The following is a 21,087-nucleotide window of genomic DNA, read 5'->3' as shown; positions in this document are numbered from 1 at the left end:
AAGTGCCGGCTTTAGTATTTCACATAAAATGGCTGAATTAGTTTACGAAATTCATCAGTATACTCACCCTTTTCATCTTTGAGTGCCAGCGATGTCACTTGTGTTTGTGTCTCTTGCAGTTGAATGCCCAATAGCATGCGATGGTAGGCTGTTGTAGGTTTATCACTAACATTAACGCGAAAAGCAGTAAACCAGCCTGAATTCTCAGCCATCTTCTGCATTTTTTCACCGACCTCATAGGGCAGCACTAAACAAAATAGTCCATGAGATAGAAGACAGGATTTTGCACTTTCTAGTAATACATCATGAGTTAATGTCGCGGTATATCGCGCTTGGTCTCGTTTTTCGTCCCGACACGCAACAGCAGGTTCGAAATACGGTGGGTTACTCACAATCAAATCATATTGAACTGAATGCAACTGACTGTAGCTGACAATATCTTGGTTGATAACATGCAAACGCTCAGCCCATGGCGATTCAGTAAAGTTTCCCTGCGCTTGCACTGCGGCATCACTATCTAATTCGACCGCATCAACACGTAACTTTGTATTTCTTTGCGTTAACATCAAGGCTATTAACCCACTACCACTTCCAATGTCTAATACAGATTGAACACCGTCCACGGGAGCCCAAGCCCCCAATAGCACGCCATCCGTCCCCACTTTCATCGCACATCGGTCATGAGCCACAAAAAACTGTTTAAATGTAAAACCGCCTTTACGGTAATTCTTTTTTTGCTCACACATGCAAACACTCTAATTGGCTAATACTTGTTCGAATATTCTCATTCTAAGCAAATAAAAGTCATAAATTAACCTATTTGCTACAATATAATTCTCATATTATGGGAATTATATTTGAGACGAAAAAAATTTACTGATAAGTTCGAAAAAAAGGAGATGCTATGAACAGTATAAATAGAACCTTAGACATCTTGTCTTACATCACAACTTGCGCATCTCCAGTGACGCCACAGTCTATCTCATCAGCGTTAGAGATCCCATTATCAACAGTCTATCGTTTACTAACAATTCTCATAGATTGGGAATTTGTATCTCACGCAAAACAATATGGCACATATTGTGTCGGCTCGCAGAGTATCAAAAATCAAGAAAAATACTATCACCACAGTTTATTGATGAGCGCATCTAAACAAGAACTGCAAACTTTAGCGAAAAAAACCCAAGAAACGGTGGCAATTATTACCTCAAATTTACGAGAGACCATTTGTGTCGACATGATTGAGAGTGAACAAGCGCTACGCTGTTCTTTTATTATTGGGCGAGGCAATACTTTAGTTAAGGGAGCAAGTGCGAAAACCTTGTTAGCTTTTCGTCATGAACTCTATCAAAACCAAGTACTTGAAGCTCATACAAAGCAGTTAACCACTGAACAACAAAAAATAAAGCTACAACAAGATTTACAACAGATACGCAAGCAAGGTTACGGCATGTCTGTGAGTGAAATCGATGAAGGCGTACTGGGGGTATCTGCACCGATTTTCAAAGGAAATGATGTGTTAGCTGTCGTTTCAGTTATGGCACCTGAATTCCGCTCTACACATCGCGTGGATGAATTTATCACGCACACCTGCCAAACAGCGCATAACATCACTAAATTAATTAACTTGGAGTAACTATGACACAACCTTTCCAATGGCAAGGGCGCACAGATGGTGAAACACAAGAGCATTTGCGCATCCATCAAGTCATTAATAAACACACACCTGCTGAATTTGCATTAATTGGTTTTGCTTCTGATGAGGGCGTTAGGCGCAATAAAGGCCGCCAAGGCGCTAAAGCAGGCCCAGATGCAATTCGCTATCAACTGGCTGGGTTACCTATTCATCAACCGCTTGCAATTAAAGATGTCGGTACAATTAGCTGTGATGATGGCAATCTGGAAGCCGCACAACGTCGTTTATCCGACCAGCTTATCGCACTGCTCGCTGAAAACCAAAAGCCGATTGTACTTGGCGGTGGCCATGAAGTCGCATTTGCAAGCTTCCAAGGCCTGTTTGACTATGTTGAACATTATCAAGCAGGTAAAACGATCGGTATTATTAACTTTGATGCGCATTTTGACTTACGCGAAGCCCCTATCGCGACTTCTGGTACCCCATTTTTACAATCTGCCATGTTGTGTCAGCAGCACCAACGCCCTTTTCAATATTTATGTTTAGGCATCGCAGACCACGGCAATACTAAAGTATTGTTCGATACCGCTAATTCATTAGGTTGCCAATATATCCGTGATAAAGAACTTGCTTATTCTAAGCTTCCTCAAGCAATTGAAAAAATTAAAAAATTTATTGACGGCGTAGACTATTTATATGTCACCGTTGATTTAGATGTGTTTTCTGCTGCCATTGCGCCGGGCGTTAGCGCACCAGCACCGAAAGGTATTTTCACTGAAGTTTTTGATGAACTGTTTGCCATTATCAAAAGTAGCCAAAAAATGGCTGTTTTTGATATCGCAGAATGCAACCCTGAATTTGATATTGACAACCATACCGCCAAACTCGCGGCTTATTTGATTTACCAATATTTATTCTAATAAAACAACACAACAATTCGACTGATAAATACACTGTTTCTCACGCTGTTAAGATAATTAATTTTCAAACACCACAATAAAAATAGCTTTGAAGTTGATTATCAAACTAGCTGTAGCACGATAACTTAATGGTTTTTAACTATTGAATTTCGCGTTACAGCTAGGCGGCAAGTGACGTTATCCCTAGAAGCATACAAAAGTATGTGACTAGGGTAACGGAGCGCGGCCAACAACGCTGTAGCGTGAAAAACAACAGTTAAAAAGGGAAAAATATGATTCTACACCTCGACACACTCTCCACCCTCTTCCTAACGGTGATCTGCCTACTCATGGGGATCCACTTAAAAAAACGTATCGAATGGCTACAGCGCTTTTGTATCCCTTCTCCCGTCATTGGCGGTTTTCTGGTTAGTTTGATTATTTGGGGACTCAAATCATTTAACCTTGCTGAAATCAATTTTGATACCAGTTTACAAACTTTTTTAATGGTCGCTTTCTTTACCACCATTGGTATTGATGGCAGCTTCCGCATCTTAAAAAGCGGTGGCCGGTTACTCTTTATCTACCTGTTTATTTGCTGGTTTGTCGTTATTTTCCAAGACACTTTTGGCGCAGGCCTGGCGCATTTACTCGGTGTTGATCCCGTTATCGGTATCATGGCTGGTGGCGTGTCTCTTACTGGAGGCCATGGCGGTGCGGCTGCCTTCGGTGGCATGGCTGAAGGCCTTGGTGTGCAATCCGCAACGGTTGCAGCCATTGCTGCGGCAACTTTTGGCCTAATTACAGGAAGCTTACTCGGTGGCCCTATTGCAACATTCTTAATTAAGAAATTTAACGTTCACATTAAAGCTGATGAAAACGTTGAGCGAGTTCAGGTTCCTGAAACTATCGCGGGGAAAATTGAATCTATCGATGCGCACGCTTTTTTAAAAATGCTTGCTCTCGTTCTAGGGATTATGGTTATCGGTCAATTCGCTTCAGCGCAATTTACCAAAGCCACTGGGTTTTCATTACCCAGCTATGTCGGGGCGATGATTATTGCAATAGTTATCCGTAATATTAATGACCAAGTCGAATTATTCCGTATTAACCAAAAATCGATTGACCTTATCTCTGAAGTTTCACTTGGTCTATTTTTGACTATGGCTATGATGTCATTGAAAATATGGGAGCTAAAAGCCGTTGCTTTACCATTATTCACCATCCTATTAGCACAAGTTATTATTTTAATTTTGTTAGTTGTCTTTGTCATTTTCCGTTTATTAGGCAAAAACTACGATGCTGCTGTAATGTGTGCTGGCTTAATGGGGCATGGTTTAGGTGCGACGCCAAACGCAATGGCAAATATGTCCTCGGTTTGTGAACGTTACAAACAAGTTTCGATGAAAGCTTTCATGATTGTGCCACTCAGTGGTGCAGTACTCATTGACTTAGTGGGTATCCCTTATCATACATGGTTAATTAATATGCTTAGCTAAGCATACTGAAGGAGGAGCTCTCTCCTCCTTCAACTATTTGCCTTCTTTATATTTCACTCATATCCATAGATATATCGCTCCCTGTCCGTAGTGAAAACAGTTACACTTGAGCAAAGCTGATTTTTTCAGGTGAACAATTTTGCTAACCTGTTTATAATCAGCGCCCCTAATAGAGGTATATCATGACTGCATCCACTTTTACTGAACTTGAACTTGATGAAAGCCTAATTAATGCGCTTTCAGACAAAGGCTATCAACGTCCGACCGCGATTCAAGCGGCAGCAATTCCTGCTGCAATGGATGGCCGCGATGTATTAGGTTCAGCCCCGACAGGAACAGGTAAAACCGCCGCGTTTTTACTGCCTGCGATCCAACATTTACTTGATTTCCCGAGAAAGAAATCAGGGCCACCTCGCGTTCTGGTTGTCACGCCAACTCGTGAATTAGCCATGCAGGTTGCTGACCAAGCAAAAGAATTATGCGCCCATAATCACCTAGATATCGCTACCATCACTGGTGGTGTTGCTTATATGAACCACGCTGAAGTTTTCAGCGAAAATCAAGATATTGTCGTCGCAACAACAGGCCGACTACTCCAGTATATTAAGGAAGAAAACTTTGACTGCCGCGCAGTTGAGATTTTGATCCTTGATGAAGCTGACCGCATGCTCGACATGGGCTTTGCCAATGACATAGAAACAATTGCAGGCGAAACACGCTGGCGCAAGCAAACCATGCTGTTTTCTGCCACTCTTGAAGGCGAAGCTATTCGTGACTTTGCTGAGCGTTTATTAGAAGATCCAATTGAAATTGATGCCGACCCTTCACGCCGTGAACGTAAAAAAATTCAGCAATTTCATTACCGTGCTGACACACTAGAGCATAAAACAGCCTTACTGTGCCATTTGTTAAAACAAGATGAAGTCACCAAAGCCATCGTCTTCGTACGTAAGCGTGAGCGTTTACGTGAATTAGTCCAATGGTTACGCGAAGCGGGTATCGAACCTTGTTATCTTGAAGGGGAAATGCCACAAGCTAAGCGTAATGAAGCTGTACGCCGCCTCGTTGATGGCCAAGTTAAAGTACTGGTTGCAACAGATGTAGCTTCTCGTGGCTTAGATATCGAAAACGTTAGCCATGTTTTTAACTTTGACTTGCCTAGAACTGCAGATGTCTACTTACACCGTATTGGCCGTACTGGCCGAGCTGGGCGTAAAGGCACGGCAATTTCTTTAGTCGAAGCGCATGACTTTCCATTATTTGGTAAAATAACTCGTTATATTGAAGAGCCTATCAAGATTCGCGTTGTTGATTCTTTACGTCCAACAACTAAAGCCCCTTCAGAAGCGATGTTAAATAAACCAAAACCATCAAAGAAAGTACTTGCTAAGCGTAAAGAAAAGAAAAAAGAAGAACAAGCTAAGAAAAAAGAAAAAGTACGCCATCGCGACAAGAAAAATATTGGAAAACGTCGTACTCCTGTTAATTCTGCTATATCAACATCTAACGATAAAAGCTAATGACTAAAAACGGGTTTAGGCCCGTTTTTTATTTAGCCCATCATTTGCAAAACTTTCTCTCGAATTTGTTTTCCTTCATGAGTCAGCAAATCAGGCTTAATAATATGGTTGCCAAGTATATCCTTACAATCTAGGCCTTTATTATTTTTAATACGCCAATCAGCTCCATTTTCCAATAATAATGTAGCAACATCGAGTGCATGGCTATTTAAAGCATCATGTAAAGGCGTATTTCCTAAACTATCCTTAATGTTTACTGTTAATCCATTTTTCAATAAAAGCTGCGATTGTATAAGACGGCCATTTTGCGCAGCTAAATGTAAAATACTTTTTTGCCCTTTTGATTGAAGCATTTTAATTGTTTGACCATATCGAGATTCAATTAAAGCTTTAATAAATTGCCCATTGGCAGTTCTGACTGACTGTTGTGCCAATACATTAATATTACAAGGTTTATGATCTAATGATAAGAGTGCTGAAAATTCAGTTATATTTCCTTTTTTGATTGCACTTTCACAACATTCTTGCCAACTTATCCCCTGTTTTTCTTCTTTAATAGGAAAAATTTCTAGTGGTATTTCTTGTACCTTATTATATTCACCTGTGATTGCATTCCAGTTATTCCATGGTTTATATTTGCACATAACCTTAATAATTTTAAGCATTGAATGAGCTATAAAACTTCTTGTTATTAAACGGGTCGGTAACCAATCTTTCCAAGAGTTATGTTCGCTATAAGCCATTTTAATACAATTTCCCAAAGCAGAAGGGATCGGTAAAGAGTTTTGCAATCTATCGAGCCAGTCATATTGTACCGTGTAATAACGTATCAACCCTTCTTGTGCAATTTTTTCAGCAACGTGATAATCAATCCCAATATTATTAATCGTGTTTTTTGCCAATCCTGCAGGACTGAATACAATACAAGGTGATTGACTCGCTAACGCCGCAATTGAAGCCAATCCCCCACCTAATGAATGCCCCGTACAAATCGTATTTCCATTTACTGCATTGAATAAAATATTCATCAAACCAACAGCTTGAAAATATTGAGACTCATAAAAACCAAGTCCTTGACGGATATTACTATAAAAATCGATAATATCGTTAGTACCTGCAAAACAAAGGACATATAAGCCATTGAATCGACAAATATTAGCTTGAAATCCCGTTTGCTCGTCATTTAATAATTCCGCATTAATTCCGAGATCATAAATATCTTTATTACTTAATTTTTCAATACCCTGTATATACCGCCAATTTTTATGATAAGCGCCTTGTGCTAGTAGAGCTAATATATAATCTTTTGATTGTGCCTGAGTTCCTAAAAAATCTTTTCTTAATACATCTTTAGGCCATAACTCTGTTATACATGATTTAATATCTTGATGTTGGTGCCGTAGATAAATATTTAAATTTTCTCTAACAAAAATATACTCATCTTTTTTTGATAGTATTTGTTGTGTAGATAATGACATGATTTCTCCCTAACAAGTGTATTTGTTGGAAGAATATTGAAATACAAATAACCAAGGTGGGAAATAATCAACTTTATTAGTAACAAATAAAAAGCCATTGATAACAATGGCTTTAGAATTTAATATATATTACTAGATGTAATTATGTCTAATATTTATTACAGACTTTCAGTGAAAGTACGAGTAATAACATCACGTTGTTGTTCAGGCGTTAATGAATTAAAACGCACGGCATAACCAGAAACACGAATTGTTAATTGCGGATATTTTTCTGGATTTTTAACTGCATCTTCTAATGTTTCACGGCTTAATACGTTAACATTTAAGTGCTGACCGCCTTCAACACGTACGGTAGGTTTCATTTCTAAAGGAACTTCGCGATACTCAAAAGCACCTAATTCATCTTTAGCAACAATTTGCCCTTCGTTGTAATCGGCTTTCGCACAAACACAACGAGCTTCATTTTTTTCATCATCCAGTAACCAAAACGAATTCAACAATGCTGCATTATCAGTTTTAGTAATTTGAATACCTGTAATCATGTCGACCTCCACGTTCGAGCTAGATTGCATTCGATTTGTGTAATAAATCGAAGCTACATTAACCATCAATCTTATGAAAACTTGTAATTGGATATTTGGTCTAACCAATGTATATAGGTATTTTATACCAGCTAGATCCTCCATTTTCTTTGATATTTATCAATTATTCCACTTAGCAACTAATTCAATCACCTCAACTTTATGATTTAAATCAAAATTCACAATTTATTTTTTTAACTATTTTTATAAATTTTCAATTTTTTTAAAATTAATAGTTAATATCAGGGCTTTATCTCTCTCTCATGAACCAGTAAGCTTATAGCTATCAACTGGTTCATATAATTGTTCCTTCCCAAATTCATTGTTATGGAATATTTCATGTCAAACTCCATTACGTGGCACGATGTTATTGGCCCTGAAAAATCAAAACCCTATTTCAAAGAGACACTGGCTTATGTGGCAGAACAACGCAAAAATGGTAAAATTATCTACCCTGCTCAAGACGACGTTTTTAATGCATTTAGGTATACCGAACTTGCCGATATTAAAGTCGTTATTCTAGGACAAGACCCTTATCATGGCCCAGGACAAGCCCACGGCCTCTCTTTTTCCGTACTCCCTGGTATTAAGCCACCACCATCATTAGTGAATATGTATAAAGAATTAGAAAAGGATATTGCTGGCTTTCAAAGACCTAATCATGGATATTTGCTCAGTTGGGCTCAACAGGGTGTTTTACTCCTTAACACCGTTCTCACCGTAGAACAAGGCAATGCTCACTCCCATGCCCATTTAGGTTGGGAAACCTTCACGGACAAAGTTATTGAAGCAATCAATGAAAATACACAAGGCGTTATTTTTCTACTATGGGGTTCCCATGCACAGAAAAAAGGTAAAATAATTGATACAAAGCGCCACCATGTACTCAAGGCTCCTCACCCTTCCCCACTTTCTGCTCATCGAGGATTTTTAGGTTGTGGCCATTTCTCACAAACTAACACTATTTTAGAACAACAAGGTAAAACACCTATTGATTGGAACCCTGTAATAGATGAGCCAAATCTGCAACCTTAGATGATTTTTTGGCACTAAGTCATAAAAAAGGGAAATCAATTGATAGATTTCCCTTTAGTAATATTCTATTGGGGGCATTTGCCTCCATTTAAATAACGATGCTCTTTATTTAGAGACAATCACCATTGCAGGTCTTAGTAAACGGTTGTTTAATGTATACCCTTTTTGCATAACTTCAATCACATGATTAGCTTGGTGATCTGGTGACTCAATCATCGTTATCGCTTGATGAACGTCAGGGTTAAATGGCACATTGATATCACTGACAGGCTCGATACCAAACTTAGCCACTGCATCTAAAAAAGTTTTTAGCGTTAAATTTAGCCCTTCTAACATCGCTTTAGACTCTTCACTTTCGTGATCTGCTGCATCTATCGCACGTTCTAAGTTATCAATCACTGGTAGTAATTCATTTGAGAATTTTTCCAGTGCGAACTTATGTGCTTTTTCGATATCTTGCTCAGTTCTGCGGCGAATATTTTCAATTTCTGCGTGTGCACGTAACATCGCTTCACGTTCAGTTTTTTGTGAGGCTTCTAACTGTTGCTCAAGCTCAGCAATACGCGCGGCTAACGCTTGCTCGTCTGCTTGTAATTCAGCAGCTTGTTGAACGCTGGCTTCTTGCTCAGTTTGCACTTTTTGTGATTCATTTTGTTCAAAAGCTTGCTCATCATGCATGTTTTGGTCTTTACTACTCATGAATATCTCCGCGTATTTAGCATTAATCCCATATATGAGAGTATTATGGGGATCTAATACAGGGATTCAAGGGAAGTCATACAATCAGAGGCCAAAAAAGTATGCGAAAGGACACTAATACACCACTACCACATTTTAAAACGATAGGCATTGTCGGGCACCCTAGGCACCCTGAAGCATTGGCAACTCATGAATTAATATACCATTGGTTAATTTCAAAAAACTATCAGGCCATTATCGATAAACAAGTTGCTAAAGATTTAAAATTAGTCAATGCCAATACTGGGACATTAACTGAAATAGGCCAACAAGCTGATTTAGTTGTTGTTGTTGGGGGAGATGGCAATATGCTCGGCGCTGCTCGTATATTATCTCGGTATAATAATAAAGTTATTGGTGTAAATCGTGGTAATCTCGGTTTTCTTACCGATTTAGACCCAGATAACGCACTACAACAACTTTCACGTGTTCTCGAAGGTGAATACCGCGAAGAAAGACGTTTTTTGCTAGAAGCACAAGTCATTAAAGCTAACCAAAAAGCACGTAAAAGCACCGCAATTAATGAAATTGTTCTACACCCTGGCAAAGTTGCTCATATGATCGAGTTCGAGGTCTATATTGATGAAAAATTTGCATTTTCTCAACGCTCTGATGGTTTAATTATTGCTACACCAACAGGTTCTACAGCTTATTCACTTTCCGCTGGTGGCCCTATTTTAACCCCGAATTTGGATGCTATTGTATTGGTTCCAATGTTTCCACATACCTTATCCTCTAGACCTCTGGTGATTAGCAGTGACAGCAGTATTCGGCTGAAGTTTTTACGAACAAATATTGATTATGAAGTCAGCTGTGATAGCCAAATCATGCTCCCTATTCAGGACGGTGAGGAAGTCATTGTCAAACGTAGTAATAAAAATCTTAATTTGGTTCATCCACAAGATTATAATTATTTCAACACGTTAAGTTCAAAATTAGGATGGGCTAAAAAAACTTTTTAATTTTTTCAATCTGCCTCTTTACTGTATAAAAAAACAGTCATACACTGTATTAAAACACAGGTGTGTATTTTTACAGGAGAGCGCCGATGCTTACCCAACTAACAATCAATAATTTTGCAATCGTACGTGAATTAGAAATTGATTTCCGTAATGGCATGACAACCATAACCGGTGAAACAGGTGCGGGTAAGTCCATTGCTATTGATGCACTTGGCCTGTGTTTAGGCAATCGGGGTGAAGCCAATATGGTGCGCCCCGGTGCACAACGTGCCGACCTCTGTGCTCGCTTTTCCTTAATGGATGCTCAACTGGCTGCCAATTGGCTTACTGAGCACCAACTCGATAACCAAAATGAATGCCTATTACGCCGCACTATCTCTCCTGATGGCCGTTCACGTGGTTTCATTAATGGCGTTTCAGTTCCTTTATCGCAACTTAGAGAGTTAGGAACATTACTGATCCAAATCCATGGTCAGCACGCACACCAACTCTTACTAGATAGCGCTCATCAAAAATCCCTGCTTGATGCCTATTCAAACCAGCAAGAGCTAATTGCTCAAATGAAAAAAGCATGGCAAACATGGCACGATTCCTGCCAACAATTAGCTGTATTTCAAAAACAAATGCAAGAACGTGAATCTCGACAACAGTTGCTAGAATATCATCTAAAAGAACTGAACGAATTCCTCCCTGTTCAAGGGGAATTTGAAGAGATAGACCAAGAATATAAACAACTCGCTAATCATGGGCAATTTTTAGCTATTGGCCAAACAACAACGCAAATACTATCTGAAAATGATGATGCGAATGTTATTAGCTTATTAAATATGGCAAAAAATGAATTATCTGATCTAGTCGCTCTCAACCCTAAATTTTCAGAGCTACTTGATATGCTTGAAGAAGCATCGATACAAGTCAGCGAAGTCAGCGATGAAATAAAGCATTATTGTGACCAATATGAGCTTGACCCTAATCGCTTGTTTGAACTAGAAAAACGCATTTCTAAACAAATTAACTTAGCGCGTAAACACCATGTCACTCCCGAAGCTTTACCCGAATTATTTCAGCAATTACTGAGCGAACAAGAACTAATAGCCAGCCAAAATGAAGATTCTGAAACGTTAAATGCGCAAGTACAAGTAAATCATCATATTGCTCTCGAATGTGCGGAACGTTTACACCATGTACGTTTACATTATGCTCAAGAATTAAGTACATTAATTACCAATAGCATGCACCAACTTTCAATGCCTCATGGTCTGTTTACTATTGATGTAAAATTTACTCCAGATCAACTACAAATTGATGGTGCCTGTAAAGTAGAGTTCAATGTGACGACTAACCCAGGGCAGCCACACCAAGCACTTGCGAAAGTGGCATCGGGCGGTGAGTTATCACGTATAGCACTAGCAATCCAAGTGATTACAGCTAAAAAAATGGATACGCCCGCATTAATATTTGATGAAGTCGATGTCGGTATTAGTGGACCAACAGCAGCAATTGTAGGGAAGTTACTACGTGAATTAGGTGAATCAACGCAAGTTATGTGCGTTACACATTTACCCCAAGTGGCAGGGTGCGGTCATCACCACTTTTATGTCAGTAAAGAGACAAATGGTGTAGAAACAGAAACTCGTATGCAATTATTGGATAAAAAATCTAGATTACAAGAGCTTGCGCGTCTCCTTGCTGGATCTGCGGTAACAAAAAATACGCTAGCCAACGCAAAAGAGTTGCTTGCAGCATAATTTTTGACAACTTTTTTACGCTCATGTGGTCTTAGAGTCGATAAGGAAGGTTTTAAATTGTATCAATGTCGATTATCATTGATGTTCTGACTCCAAAAGGAATGAGATATCCATGCGTTATAAATTGTTAACTGCTGCCGCGCTATCACTCGCATTAATGTCTACGGGCTGTTCAATGATGGAACGTCTTGTCTATCACCCAGACATTAACCAAGGTAATTACCTCACAGCGAAAGATGTCGCTAAGATCCAAAAAGGAATGACACAGCAACAGGTTGCTTATACTTTGGGCACCCCAATGTTATCTGACCCGTTTGGTACTCAGACTTGGTATTATGTTTTCCGCCAAGAACTTGGGCATGACCCAGTTCAGCAAGAAACTTTGACTCTTATCTTTGATCGTAATGGTATTCTTACTGACATCAAAAATGAGAAAAATCTTGCCGCGCAGGAATCAATGGAAGCTGTTGAAACAAAAGCATCAGAAACTAAAACAGCTGACTAACCATAAACACTAAGAACCACCTAGTGTGACAATAACAACCTGTTTTCTGAAGGACTTATTCAGGCAGGTTGTTGTTATGAGTATCTTTATTAAAAATTTATTTAAAAGCATTTTGCACAAATAAATTTAAAGACAAAAACCGAGCTTTTGCTCGGTTCGCTACATAAAATTAATTTACTTATTTTTAACTTCTTTAGATTTTTCAGCTCTTTTACGCCGTAATTCTTTTGGGTCTGCAATCAAAGGTCGATAAATCTCAACTCGATCTCCATCTTGCACTAAATCTGTCAATTTAGCGGGACGACTATAAATACCAATCTTGTTTTTTTTAAGATCAATATCATCCCTAAGGGCTAGGATACCAGAAGCAAGTATCGCTTCTTCTATTGTCGTCCCCTCTTTTACTTTGACTGATAGCAAAAATTGCTTTTCAGGAAGCGCATATGTCACTTCAATATTCAGCTCAGACACTGTATACATCCTTTGCTCTTAAAGTGAAAGCTTGAACCATATTATTTGCTAGTTCCTTGAAAATTTTGCCAAACGCAAGCTCTATCAATTTATTTGTAAATTCAAAATCAAGATGAAACTCGATTTTACAAGCGTCTGCACTTAAAGGAATAAATTTCCAACCACCAGCTAATTTACTAAATGGCCCTTCAACAAGTTGCATGTGTATGCATTTATTATCCTCAAGCACATTTTTTGTGACAAAAGTTTTGCTAATACCTGCTTTTGACACTTCAACAGAAGCGGTCATTTCTTCAGAGCTATGACTAATAATTCGGCTACCTACACACCCCGGCAAAAAGCTTGGATATGAAATAACGTCATTAACGAGTTTATACATTTGTTCTGCGCTAAAAGGGACCAACGCAGAGCGACTAATCTGTGGCATATCAATTCCTATCCCCAAAAACTGAGCGTATAATACCATCTTTGATTGGTTAAACAAAAAACAAAACCCACATAGGGCAAGATTTGCACAATCAAAAAAATATCAGCTTAGAAAGATTTCTTTCAACTCAGCTTACAGTATAATGATTGCACTATGACAAAGAAAAAACCATATAAACCCGGTTCAGCAACAATTGCTATGAACAAGCGTGCTCGCCACGAATATTCTATCGAAGAGGAGTTCGAGGCGGGTCTATCCCTACAAGGTTGGGAAGTCAAATCACTCCGTGCAGGCAAAGCCAACATTGGAGATAGCTACGTTCTTTTGCGGGACGGTGAAGCTTATTTATTCGGTGCAAACTTCACACCACTGACTGTTGCATCATCGCATGTTGTATGCGACCCAACTCGTAGCCGTAAATTACTTTTAAATCAACGCGAATTAGATACACTCTACGGTAAAGTTAATCGTGAAGGTTATACCGTTATTGCACTTTCTCTCTACTGGAAAAATGCATGGTGTAAAGTTAAAATTGGTGTTGCCAGAGGTAAAAAATCTCACGACAAACGTTCTGATATTAAAGAACGTGAATGGCAACTCGATAAAGCACGTATAATGAAACATTCTAACCGCTAACCTCTAGCTTTATAGAGTATTTTTCTGTTATACTGCGCTCAACAACTTGGGGCTGATTCTGGATTCGACGGGATTTGCGAAACCCAAGGTGCATGCCGAGGGGCGGTTGGCCTCGTAAAAAGCCGCAAAAAAATAGTCGCAAACGACGAAAACTACGCTTTAGCAGCTTAATAACCTGCTTAGAGCCCTCTCTCCCTAGCCTCCGCTCTTAGGACGGGGATCAAGAGAGGTCAAACCCAAAAGAGATCGCGTGAATGCCTTGCCTGGGGTTGAAGCGTTAAATTTAATCAGGATAGTTTGTTAGTGGCGTGTCTGTCCGCAGCTGGCAAATGAATTTAAAGACTAGACTAAGCATGTAGTACCGAGGATGTAGAAATTTCGGACGCGGGTTCAACTCCCGCCAGCTCCACCAAATTATCTTCTAAGGACGTCCAAAGAAGACTGAAAAGCCCGCTAACTCAATGAGTTGCGGGCTTTTTTATGTCCTGCGCAGTCTGATGTCACCTAATTAAATCCAATCATCTTAGGCACCTTGATAGGCACCTCGTTAACCTTTATAGTTTTTGAGGTGCCTAAAAACAATGGAACATCAAAAATGGCAAGACAAACCAAACCCTTATCAGCAAAAGAGATCGACGCAGCAAAGCCAAAACAGAGTGATTATGTCCTCTATGATGGCGATGGATTAGAACTATTGGTTAAATCCAATGGCAGCAAGCTGTGGTCATTTCGCTACATTCGCCCTCTCACTAAGAAACGAGCTAAAAAGAGCCTTGGTTCTTACCCTGCCGTCAGCCTTGCTGATGCACGTAGTTATCGCCTTGAAGCAAGAACACTGCTCGCAAAACAGATAGACCCACAAGATCACCATAAAGAGCAAGTCCGTAATAGCTTAGAAGCTAAGGCAAATACCTTTCAATTAGTTGCTGAACGTTGGTGGGAAGTGAAGAAGTCCACTGTAACAGAAGACTACGGTAATGATATCTGGCGCTCACTCGAACGAGATGTGTTCCCTGCCATTGGTGACATCAGCGTTACTGATATCAAAGCCCATATATTGGTTCAAGCAATACAACCGGTTCAAGCCAGAGGCGCATTAGAAACCGTTCGCCGCCTTTGTCAGCGTATCAACGAAGTGATGATCTATGCTCAAAATACTGGCTTAATTGATGCCGTACCGAGTATCAATATTGGCAAGGCTTTTGAAAAACCCAAGAAAAAGAATATGCCAAGTATTCCCCCTGATCAGCTACCAAAGCTCATGCAAACAATGCGTACAGCTAGTATTAGCCTATCTACTCGATGCCTGTTCATGTGGCAGCTACTCACCATATCCCGCCCTGCCGAAGCCGCTGAAGCCCGTTGGGACGAAATCAATTTTGAAACCAAGGAATGGAAGATACCCGCTGCCAGAATGAAGATGAATCGAGAACATACTGTTCCGTTATCTGACGCTGCTTTAGCTATTTTAGAGCTAATGAAACCACTCAGTAGTAACCGTGAGTTTATCTTTCCTAGCCGTATTAAGCCCACCCAACCAATGAATAGCCAAACCGTCAATGCTGCATTAAAACGCGCTGGGTTCGGAGGTGTATTAGTCTCACACGGCCTACGTTCAATTGCCAGCACCGCTCTCAATGAGCAAGGCTTCCCACCTGATGTTATCGAAGCCGCCCTCGCCCACGTTGATAAAAACGAAGTTAGGCGTGCCTATAACCGTAGTGACTACTTAGAACAAAGACGCCCTATGATGCAATGGTGGGCTGATTTTATTGAATCGGCAGATAGGGGAAGTATTATTGAAAGTGGAATAAGAGGAATATCGCTAGTTGGGTAATTTGTGTGTACCAGCTCAAATTTGAGCTGGTACAATAACAACACAGAGCTAGATGTCTGCTCTGTGCTGTGAGTTCAATCGGTTGATGCAACACACTGGTTAAATCGTTCTGCTGGTGATTCATAACCTAGCGTTTTTCTTGGCCTCTCGTTGAGTTGTCTAGCGATGTTATTTAATCTTTGTTGGCTATGAACGGATAAATCAGTACCTTTTGGAAAATATTGTCTGAGCAATCTATTCGTATTTTCGTTCGAACCACGTTGCCACGGAGACTGAGGATCGCAGAAGTAGACTTGAATATCAGTCGCTACAGTAAATACTGCATGATTGGTCATTTCAACGCCTCTGTCCCAAGTTAATGTTTTATATAGTTCTGTTGGTAATTGTTGAGCCTGTTTAATAAGAGCATCTATCACTGTTGTTGTTTTATTATCACTGATTTTAGCTAGCATAACATAACGTGAATGGCGTTCTACTAAAGTGACAATATAAGAATTTTTAGAGCCTTGAATTAGATCTCCTTCCCAATGACCAGGAATTGCTCTGTCTGCAACAGTCGATGGTCTTTCGCTTATGGGAACCGCATTAGGGATTGAACCTAATCCTTTTCCTTTAAGTGATGTGGTTCTAGATTTTCGTACCGTTCTTCGGCTTCTAAGATATTGCTGTAGCTCTTTTTTTAAAGCTCCCCGAGTTTGTATAAAAAGTGTTTTATAAATCGTTTCGTGAGACACATTCATCTCCTGAGCATCTGGATAATTACGTTTTAGCCAGCCAGCAATTTGCTCAGGTGACCAGCCTCGATGCATTTTTTCTGCGATTATTTTACACAATGTAGGGTTTTGACTTAACTTACAAGCTTTAGGTCTCAAGGCATTATCCCATGCTTTTTTATCCGCTTTTGCTGCACGGTAGTTGGTTAATCCACCATGCCTGCGGATCTCACGACTAACAGTTGAAGGGGCTCTTGATATCTTTTTAGCTATCTCCCTGATACTACACTTTTTTGCTAATCCTCTCGATATTTCTTCTCGTTCATCAAGCGAAAGCGATAATCTGTGGCGTTTACGGACGGGAGGACGAAAGCCACCCGTTTGATAAATAGTGGGCATAATAGAAGAATGGTATCTATCAAACATTCTTGCTATCTCATGTAAAGAATCACCTTGTTTATATCTGTCCCAAATAATCGCTTTTTGTTCAGGTGTATAGTAAATACGTTTTCTTGGCTTCATAACAATGCCCTCCTTATTTAAGGATAGCGTTGCATTGATTAATTGAACTCACAGCTCTAAGCGGACATCACACTCGTTAAATTATTGAGCGAGGTACAGAACAGAATTACAAGCTTAAACTTGAACTGAGAAAATTGAAACGATGTCTATTAATCACACACTAAATGTAACTTTAGTTTAGTTGTATTAGCGCAAATCCATGCTAACTTCCATTGTTAATCAAATCTATACGTATAATTCAGACTTATACCTTTCTAGCCCAATCAGCAATTTTAATAAACTCAGTTCAGTAGATCTTTAAATGTTCTCATAAGCATTTATTTTTCTTGTAAATTAACCAATCATTCCAGACATTACTCGCATTGAGATCCTGATAGCCACGGCTTTTGTCCATATCGTCGACAATGTCTGATGGCAACTCAACAGTAGTAGCATTATCGCGGATCGACTCAACCTCACTCTGAGTTAATTCATACCCAACCTCTTTCTCTTTAGATTCAAGCAGTGCTACAAGTGAAGGAATGAATACAATAGCCATTTTCAGTCAGACTCCGTAGCCGTTCAATACTTAATCTTTTTGGCACATATCTTCTACTGCCACATACCGTTATTCAAAGCATACAAATACATCACCACCCAGAGCTTATACCCAAGGTGGGGTGAATTAACATATACTAGCGTTGAGCTTCACTCGCCTTTCCTAATCCCCTTCATTAACACATCAAACATCAATCCAGCAAAGCCTTTCGCTATCGCTTCATTAGATAGAAGTTTCATTGCCATCTCATTATGAACATCCATACTCTCAATAATGGCATTGTTGATTGACTCAGGGAATTGGCCGAGCATAGCTTGTTCTTTGGTGTTACTGCGTAGTTGATCCATAACGACTTCATTTTCTGAGATTTTCCCTGCAATCGTATTCGCATAATTGAGCATATCATTTTCAGATAAACCATCTTCAATAAACAAGTCGTTCATTCGTTGAATGATCTCGTTAAGCAATTCAGTTTTGGGATCTTTCGGCACAGCACCAGAGCCTTCTTTTGCCGCAGGCAAATAGGGTTTTGATTCTTCTCCAATCATAAGGCCAAGCTGTAAATCGGCTTCGCGTTGCTCGTGAAGACGGTAGTGTGTCATCACCACATCTGATAAATCGATTTCGTCTTCCACAACATCGAGGCGCAGCAACGGATGAAGATATTTGGCGAAAATACTCAGTTTTTCTAATTCATAATCATCAAAATTGACAATCTGAGACGTAAATTCGTAGTAGCGATAAAACGAGATGAGGTCTTTCTTGAATACCTCAAGAATATCTCGGGCTTCTTTCGCGTGCTTTACGCTATTTTCAGCATACTTAATTTTTTTGTCGTTCTTTTCAATTTTTGCCTTCGACAGCTCCGATTGTGCTGCTCGAAGAACCTGTGATGCATCCTTATAACGGACAGAAAAGCGGTCAACAGCTGGCTTACACAGATTAGCAAGTTTGGCTTGATTTGCTTGTTTGTTGTTATAGGTTTCAACAAACATCTCAACCTCTCGCCATTGATAAATACCAACTTTGTCGAGCTTTTTCATTAGTTCATAGACAATGTTTGGATCAGAGACATCAGCTAGTTCAGCCGTTTGGTAATAAACTTTAAACTCTGCCAAAATGTCTTCAGGATCATTAACGAAATCGAGTACAAAGGTTTTTTCCTTACCTTTATAAGTGCGGTTTAACCTCGAAAGTGTCTGAATACACTCAACGCCTTTTAAGGGCTTATCGACATACATCGCCACTAATTTCGGCTGGTCAAAACCTGTCTGGAATTTATTTGCCACCAGCATGACCTGATAATCTGAGGTATCGAATGCTTTACGCATATCTCGACCACGAAGATTAGGGTTCATATTATTTTCAGTGAAAGCGTGATCAGGTAAATCGGGATCATTCACTTCTCCAGAAAATGCCACCATGGCGTTAACATTGGTGTAGCCCTTCTCTTGCACATATTTTTCAAAAGCCAGTTTGTAGCGTACAGCCTCTAAACGACTACTAGTAACGACCATCGCTTTGGCTTCGCCGCCTAGCAAATGCTTAATTTTATCATTGAAATGTTCAATGATAGTTTCCACTTTTTGAGCAATATTGTAAGGGTGAAAGCGAACCCATTTTGCCATTTTCGATGCAGCTTTCTTACTGTCTACCTCATGATCTAAATCTGGGTTTTTATGTGCTAATTGGTAAGCCACTCGGTAACTGGTGTAATTTTGTAGAACATCGAGAATAAAACCTTCTTCAATCGCTTGGCGCATTGAGTAGACATGAAAAGGCTGGGGTTTATTGGTGTCGCTTGCAGGCTCATAGGAATTGGGTCTACGACCAAACAACTCTAGTGTTTTTGCCTTTGGTGTCGCCGTAAAAGCAAAGTAGCTAAGCTTATTCGAGCCTTTACGAGCTTCAAGTGATAAACGCAGCATATCTTCACTATCTAGCTCTTCATCACCATCTAGCTGCTCAGCCATAAGGACTTCACGTAGTTTTCGAGCAGTTGTCCCCGTCTGGCTGGAATGCGCTTCGTCAGCAATCACAGCGTAACTTCGCCCTGCAAGAGTTGAGTCTTGGCGTATCGCCTCTAGTACGTGAGGAAAAGTTTGAATGGTCACGATAATAATAGAGGTACTGGCCTTCAACTCCCCAGCTAATTGGCTAGATTTAGAGCCTTGAGCCTCTTCGCGGTTAACGCGAGCAATCATCCCTTCACTGTGGTCAAACTGATAAATTGTATCCTGTAGCTGGCTATCCAACACCGTTCTGTCAGTGATCACAATAACGGAATCAAATACCTTATCCCCTGCTTGCTTATCAAGTTCAGGGTGATCGATATCATAGTGTTTTGATGCTAATTGGTGAGATAGCCATGCAATCGAGTTTGATTTACCTGAACCCGCACTGTGTTGAATAAGGTATTTATGGCCTGTACCTTCACCATCAACAGTTTTAAGCAACTTAGAGACTACTGCCCACTGATGATAACGGGGAAAAATTAGCGTTTCTTTCTGACTAATTGAACCATCTAAATTTTCAACATCTTTGACTTCAAGGTGAATATATCGCCCAAGGATAAGCAGCAAATTATCTTTTTGGAAAATTTCATTCCAAAGATAGGATGTCGCATAGCTGCCATCTTCAGGGATATCATTCCCCTTACCGCCTTTGCTGGTTCCACGGTCAAAGGGCAAAAAATAGGTATTTTTGCCATTTAAGTTCGTGGTCATTGCTACGTTGTACTGGCTGACCGCAAAGTGAACCAATGCCCCACGTTTAAAAGTCAGTAACGGTTCAGACTTATGTGTCTTCTTGTCTTTCGGTAGCCTGTCCTTCATATATTGGACTTTGGCATTATCAATTGACTGTTTAAACTCAGACTTTAGCTCACAAGTAGCAACCGGTATCCCATTCACGAATAGCGTTAAATCTAATCGACCATCATAACCATTGGGCGAGTAAACCAGTTCTGGTACAACACGTAGGATGTTTTGCTGATAACGAACCGCTGCTGTTGGGTTCAGCTCGTGATCTGGTTTAAAGCTACAAAGATCAAACTTAGCACCTCGGTTATTGACCTTGTTTCGCAATACCCAGAGTGTGCCTTCTTTTTTAAGTTCTTGTTCTAATGATTTGAGTAGCGCTTCAGCTGTCGTATTTGGGAAGTGCTGCGCGAGTTTATCCCATTGCTCTGGCTGCGTTGCTTTCACAAACGCGATAACGTCTTCTGGATAAAGAGCCAGCTCTTTGTTGTACTTGCTCGATTCGCCTAATAACCAACCGTGGGACAGCATTTGGTCAAGGATGTCGTTTTGGAATATTTTTTCTTGGATTTTATCAGCCATT

The 21,087-nt window shown here is 39.9% G+C and carries 19 protein-coding genes and 1 other RNA gene; 11 read left to right on the top strand and 9 right to left on the bottom strand.

What is annotated here, in order from left to right; all coding sequences use genetic code 11:
• Window positions 1–11 precede the first annotated feature (11 nt).
• A complete protein-coding gene (trmN, locus tag PSE72_RS16460; protein WP_115166953.1) occupies window positions 12–746 on the bottom strand; it encodes a tRNA(1)(Val) (adenine(37)-N(6))-methyltransferase TrmN in 735 nt (244 codons plus the stop codon).
• A gap of 158 nt (window positions 747–904) precedes the next feature.
• Here trmN and PSE72_RS16455 point away from each other — a divergent pair, with 158 nt between their 5' ends.
• The 4 genes from PSE72_RS16455 to srmB all read left to right on the top strand — a co-directional run bounded on the left by PSE72_RS16455 (window position 905) and on the right by srmB (window position 5,554).
• Window positions 905–1,636 (top strand): IclR family transcriptional regulator, encoded by a 732-nt coding sequence (locus tag PSE72_RS16455; protein ID WP_004912819.1) that lies wholly within the window; start codon window positions 905–907, stop codon window positions 1,634–1,636.
• A 2-nt stretch (window positions 1,637–1,638) separates the two neighbouring features.
• Entirely contained in the window at window positions 1,639–2,556 is a 918-nt protein-coding gene (gene hutG, locus PSE72_RS16450; RefSeq protein ID WP_198641504.1) for a formimidoylglutamase, read from the top strand.
• A 272-nt stretch (window positions 2,557–2,828) separates the two neighbouring features.
• A complete protein-coding gene (gene gltS, locus PSE72_RS16445) occupies window positions 2,829–4,034 on the top strand; it encodes a sodium/glutamate symporter (RefSeq protein ID WP_198641503.1) in 1,206 nt (401 codons plus the stop codon).
• 182 nt (window positions 4,035–4,216) lie between these two features.
• A complete protein-coding gene (gene srmB / locus PSE72_RS16440; RefSeq protein ID WP_115166952.1) occupies window positions 4,217–5,554 on the top strand; it encodes an ATP-dependent RNA helicase SrmB in 1,338 nt (445 codons plus the stop codon).
• Between the two features lie 32 nt (window positions 5,555–5,586).
• Here srmB and PSE72_RS16435 read toward each other — a convergent pair whose 3' ends face one another.
• Both PSE72_RS16435 and grcA read right to left on the bottom strand, forming a co-directional pair.
• A complete protein-coding gene (locus PSE72_RS16435) occupies window positions 5,587–7,032 on the bottom strand; it encodes an ankyrin repeat domain-containing protein (protein WP_198641502.1) in 1,446 nt (481 codons plus the stop codon).
• A gap of 158 nt (window positions 7,033–7,190) precedes the next feature.
• The gene (gene grcA, locus PSE72_RS16430; protein WP_004912835.1) at window positions 7,191–7,574 is read right to left on the bottom strand and encodes an autonomous glycyl radical cofactor GrcA; all 384 of its coding nucleotides are present in this window, start codon (window positions 7,572–7,574) and stop codon (window positions 7,191–7,193) included.
• Between the two features lie 378 nt (window positions 7,575–7,952).
• Between grcA and ung the strand changes: the two genes are divergently transcribed.
• Window positions 7,953–8,648 carry a uracil-DNA glycosylase gene (gene ung / locus PSE72_RS16425; protein WP_004912838.1) on the top strand — a complete coding sequence of 232 codons (696 nt, stop codon included), beginning with the start codon at window positions 7,953–7,955 and terminating at the stop codon, window positions 8,646–8,648.
• A 105-nt stretch (window positions 8,649–8,753) separates the two neighbouring features.
• Here ung and grpE read toward each other — a convergent pair whose 3' ends face one another.
• The gene (gene grpE / locus PSE72_RS16420) at window positions 8,754–9,347 is read right to left on the bottom strand and encodes a nucleotide exchange factor GrpE (protein ID WP_115166951.1); all 594 of its coding nucleotides are present in this window, start codon (window positions 9,345–9,347) and stop codon (window positions 8,754–8,756) included.
• A gap of 101 nt (window positions 9,348–9,448) precedes the next feature.
• Here grpE and nadK point away from each other — a divergent pair, with 101 nt between their 5' ends.
• From nadK to bamE, 3 genes are all read left to right on the top strand, one after another.
• Entirely contained in the window at window positions 9,449–10,348 is a 900-nt protein-coding gene (gene nadK, locus PSE72_RS16415) for an NAD(+) kinase (RefSeq protein WP_198641501.1), read from the top strand.
• Window positions 10,349–10,434: 86 nt separating this feature from the next.
• The gene (gene recN / locus PSE72_RS16410; protein ID WP_198641500.1) at window positions 10,435–12,096 is read left to right on the top strand and encodes a DNA repair protein RecN; all 1,662 of its coding nucleotides are present in this window, start codon (window positions 10,435–10,437) and stop codon (window positions 12,094–12,096) included.
• 112 nt (window positions 12,097–12,208) lie between these two features.
• Entirely contained in the window at window positions 12,209–12,601 is a 393-nt protein-coding gene (gene bamE, locus PSE72_RS16405) for an outer membrane protein assembly factor BamE (RefSeq protein ID WP_198641499.1), read from the top strand.
• Window positions 12,602–12,775: 174 nt separating this feature from the next.
• Here bamE and PSE72_RS16400 read toward each other — a convergent pair whose 3' ends face one another.
• Together PSE72_RS16400 and PSE72_RS16395 are read right to left on the bottom strand one after the other, a co-directional pair.
• Complete coding sequence (locus PSE72_RS16400; RefSeq protein ID WP_181937050.1) at window positions 12,776–13,081, bottom strand: RnfH family protein; 306 nt, start codon at window positions 13,079–13,081, stop codon at window positions 12,776–12,778.
• Window positions 13,065–13,499 (bottom strand): type II toxin-antitoxin system RatA family toxin, encoded by a 435-nt coding sequence (locus tag PSE72_RS16395; RefSeq protein WP_198641498.1) that lies wholly within the window; start codon window positions 13,497–13,499, stop codon window positions 13,065–13,067. Before PSE72_RS16395 ends, PSE72_RS16400 begins: the two co-directional genes overlap by 17 nt.
• A gap of 153 nt (window positions 13,500–13,652) precedes the next feature.
• Between PSE72_RS16395 and smpB the strand changes: the two genes are divergently transcribed.
• From smpB to PSE72_RS16380, 3 genes are all read left to right on the top strand, one after another.
• On the top strand, window positions 13,653–14,135 hold the full coding sequence (gene smpB, locus PSE72_RS16390) for an SsrA-binding protein SmpB (protein WP_004265004.1): 483 nt from the start codon (window positions 13,653–13,655) through the stop codon (window positions 14,133–14,135).
• Window positions 14,136–14,183: 48 nt separating this feature from the next.
• Window positions 14,184–14,547, top strand: a transfer-messenger RNA (tmRNA) gene (ssrA, locus tag PSE72_RS16385).
• Window positions 14,548–14,730: 183 nt separating this feature from the next.
• The gene (locus PSE72_RS16380) at window positions 14,731–15,972 is read left to right on the top strand and encodes an integrase (protein ID WP_272691028.1); all 1,242 of its coding nucleotides are present in this window, start codon (window positions 14,731–14,733) and stop codon (window positions 15,970–15,972) included.
• 74 nt (window positions 15,973–16,046) lie between these two features.
• Here PSE72_RS16380 and PSE72_RS16375 read toward each other — a convergent pair whose 3' ends face one another.
• From PSE72_RS16375 to PSE72_RS16365, 3 genes are all read right to left on the bottom strand, one after another.
• Window positions 16,047–17,207, bottom strand: coding sequence for an IS30 family transposase (locus tag PSE72_RS16375; protein WP_272691027.1), 1,161 nt, complete (start codon window positions 17,205–17,207; stop codon window positions 16,047–16,049).
• Window positions 17,208–17,514: 307 nt separating this feature from the next.
• Window positions 17,515–17,745: a hypothetical protein gene (locus PSE72_RS16370; protein ID WP_272691026.1), complete on the bottom strand. Its 231-nt coding sequence runs from the start codon at window positions 17,743–17,745 to the stop codon at window positions 17,515–17,517.
• A gap of 149 nt (window positions 17,746–17,894) precedes the next feature.
• Window positions 17,895–21,086: a type I restriction endonuclease subunit R gene (locus PSE72_RS16365; RefSeq protein WP_272691025.1), complete on the bottom strand. Its 3,192-nt coding sequence runs from the start codon at window positions 21,084–21,086 to the stop codon at window positions 17,895–17,897.
• Window position 21,087 lies beyond the last annotated feature (1 nt).

Source organism: Providencia sp. PROV116, assembly GCF_028482485.1.
Taxonomy (GTDB): Bacteria; Pseudomonadota; Gammaproteobacteria; order Enterobacterales; family Enterobacteriaceae; genus Providencia; species Providencia rettgeri.
The sequence above is the reverse complement of the archived record's forward strand: the minus strand, read 5'-3'. Positions and strand labels throughout refer to the sequence as shown.

Coding starts and splice junctions, on each gene's coding strand:
- PSE72_RS16435 (WP_198641502.1), bottom strand. CDS start 7,032: ATGTCATTATCTACACAACAAATACTATCAAAAAAAGATGAGTATATT.
- bamE (WP_198641499.1), top strand. CDS start 12,209: ATGCGTTATAAATTGTTAACTGCTGCCGCGCTATCACTCGCATTAATG.
- trmN (WP_115166953.1), bottom strand. CDS start 746: ATGTGTGAGCAAAAAAAGAATTACCGTAAAGGCGGTTTTACATTTAAA.
- PSE72_RS16380 (WP_272691028.1), top strand. CDS start 14,731: ATGGCAAGACAAACCAAACCCTTATCAGCAAAAGAGATCGACGCAGCA.
- ung (WP_004912838.1), top strand. CDS start 7,953: ATGTCAAACTCCATTACGTGGCACGATGTTATTGGCCCTGAAAAATCA.
- smpB (WP_004265004.1), top strand. CDS start 13,653: ATGACAAAGAAAAAACCATATAAACCCGGTTCAGCAACAATTGCTATG.
- PSE72_RS16365 (WP_272691025.1), bottom strand. CDS start 21,086: ATGGCTGATAAAATCCAAGAAAAAATATTCCAAAACGACATCCTTGAC.
- gltS (WP_198641503.1), top strand. CDS start 2,829: ATGATTCTACACCTCGACACACTCTCCACCCTCTTCCTAACGGTGATC.
- srmB (WP_115166952.1), top strand. CDS start 4,217: ATGACTGCATCCACTTTTACTGAACTTGAACTTGATGAAAGCCTAATT.
- hutG (WP_198641504.1), top strand. CDS start 1,639: ATGACACAACCTTTCCAATGGCAAGGGCGCACAGATGGTGAAACACAA.
- recN (WP_198641500.1), top strand. CDS start 10,435: ATGCTTACCCAACTAACAATCAATAATTTTGCAATCGTACGTGAATTA.
- PSE72_RS16400 (WP_181937050.1), bottom strand. CDS start 13,081: ATGTATACAGTGTCTGAGCTGAATATTGAAGTGACATATGCGCTTCCT.
- PSE72_RS16370 (WP_272691026.1), bottom strand. CDS start 17,745: ATGGCTATTGTATTCATTCCTTCACTTGTAGCACTGCTTGAATCTAAA.
- PSE72_RS16375 (WP_272691027.1), bottom strand. CDS start 17,207: ATGAAGCCAAGAAAACGTATTTACTATACACCTGAACAAAAAGCGATT.
- grcA (WP_004912835.1), bottom strand. CDS start 7,574: ATGATTACAGGTATTCAAATTACTAAAACTGATAATGCAGCATTGTTG.
- nadK (WP_198641501.1), top strand. CDS start 9,449: ATGCGAAAGGACACTAATACACCACTACCACATTTTAAAACGATAGGC.
- grpE (WP_115166951.1), bottom strand. CDS start 9,347: ATGAGTAGTAAAGACCAAAACATGCATGATGAGCAAGCTTTTGAACAA.
- PSE72_RS16455 (WP_004912819.1), top strand. CDS start 905: ATGAACAGTATAAATAGAACCTTAGACATCTTGTCTTACATCACAACT.
- PSE72_RS16395 (WP_198641498.1), bottom strand. CDS start 13,499: ATGCCACAGATTAGTCGCTCTGCGTTGGTCCCTTTTAGCGCAGAACAA.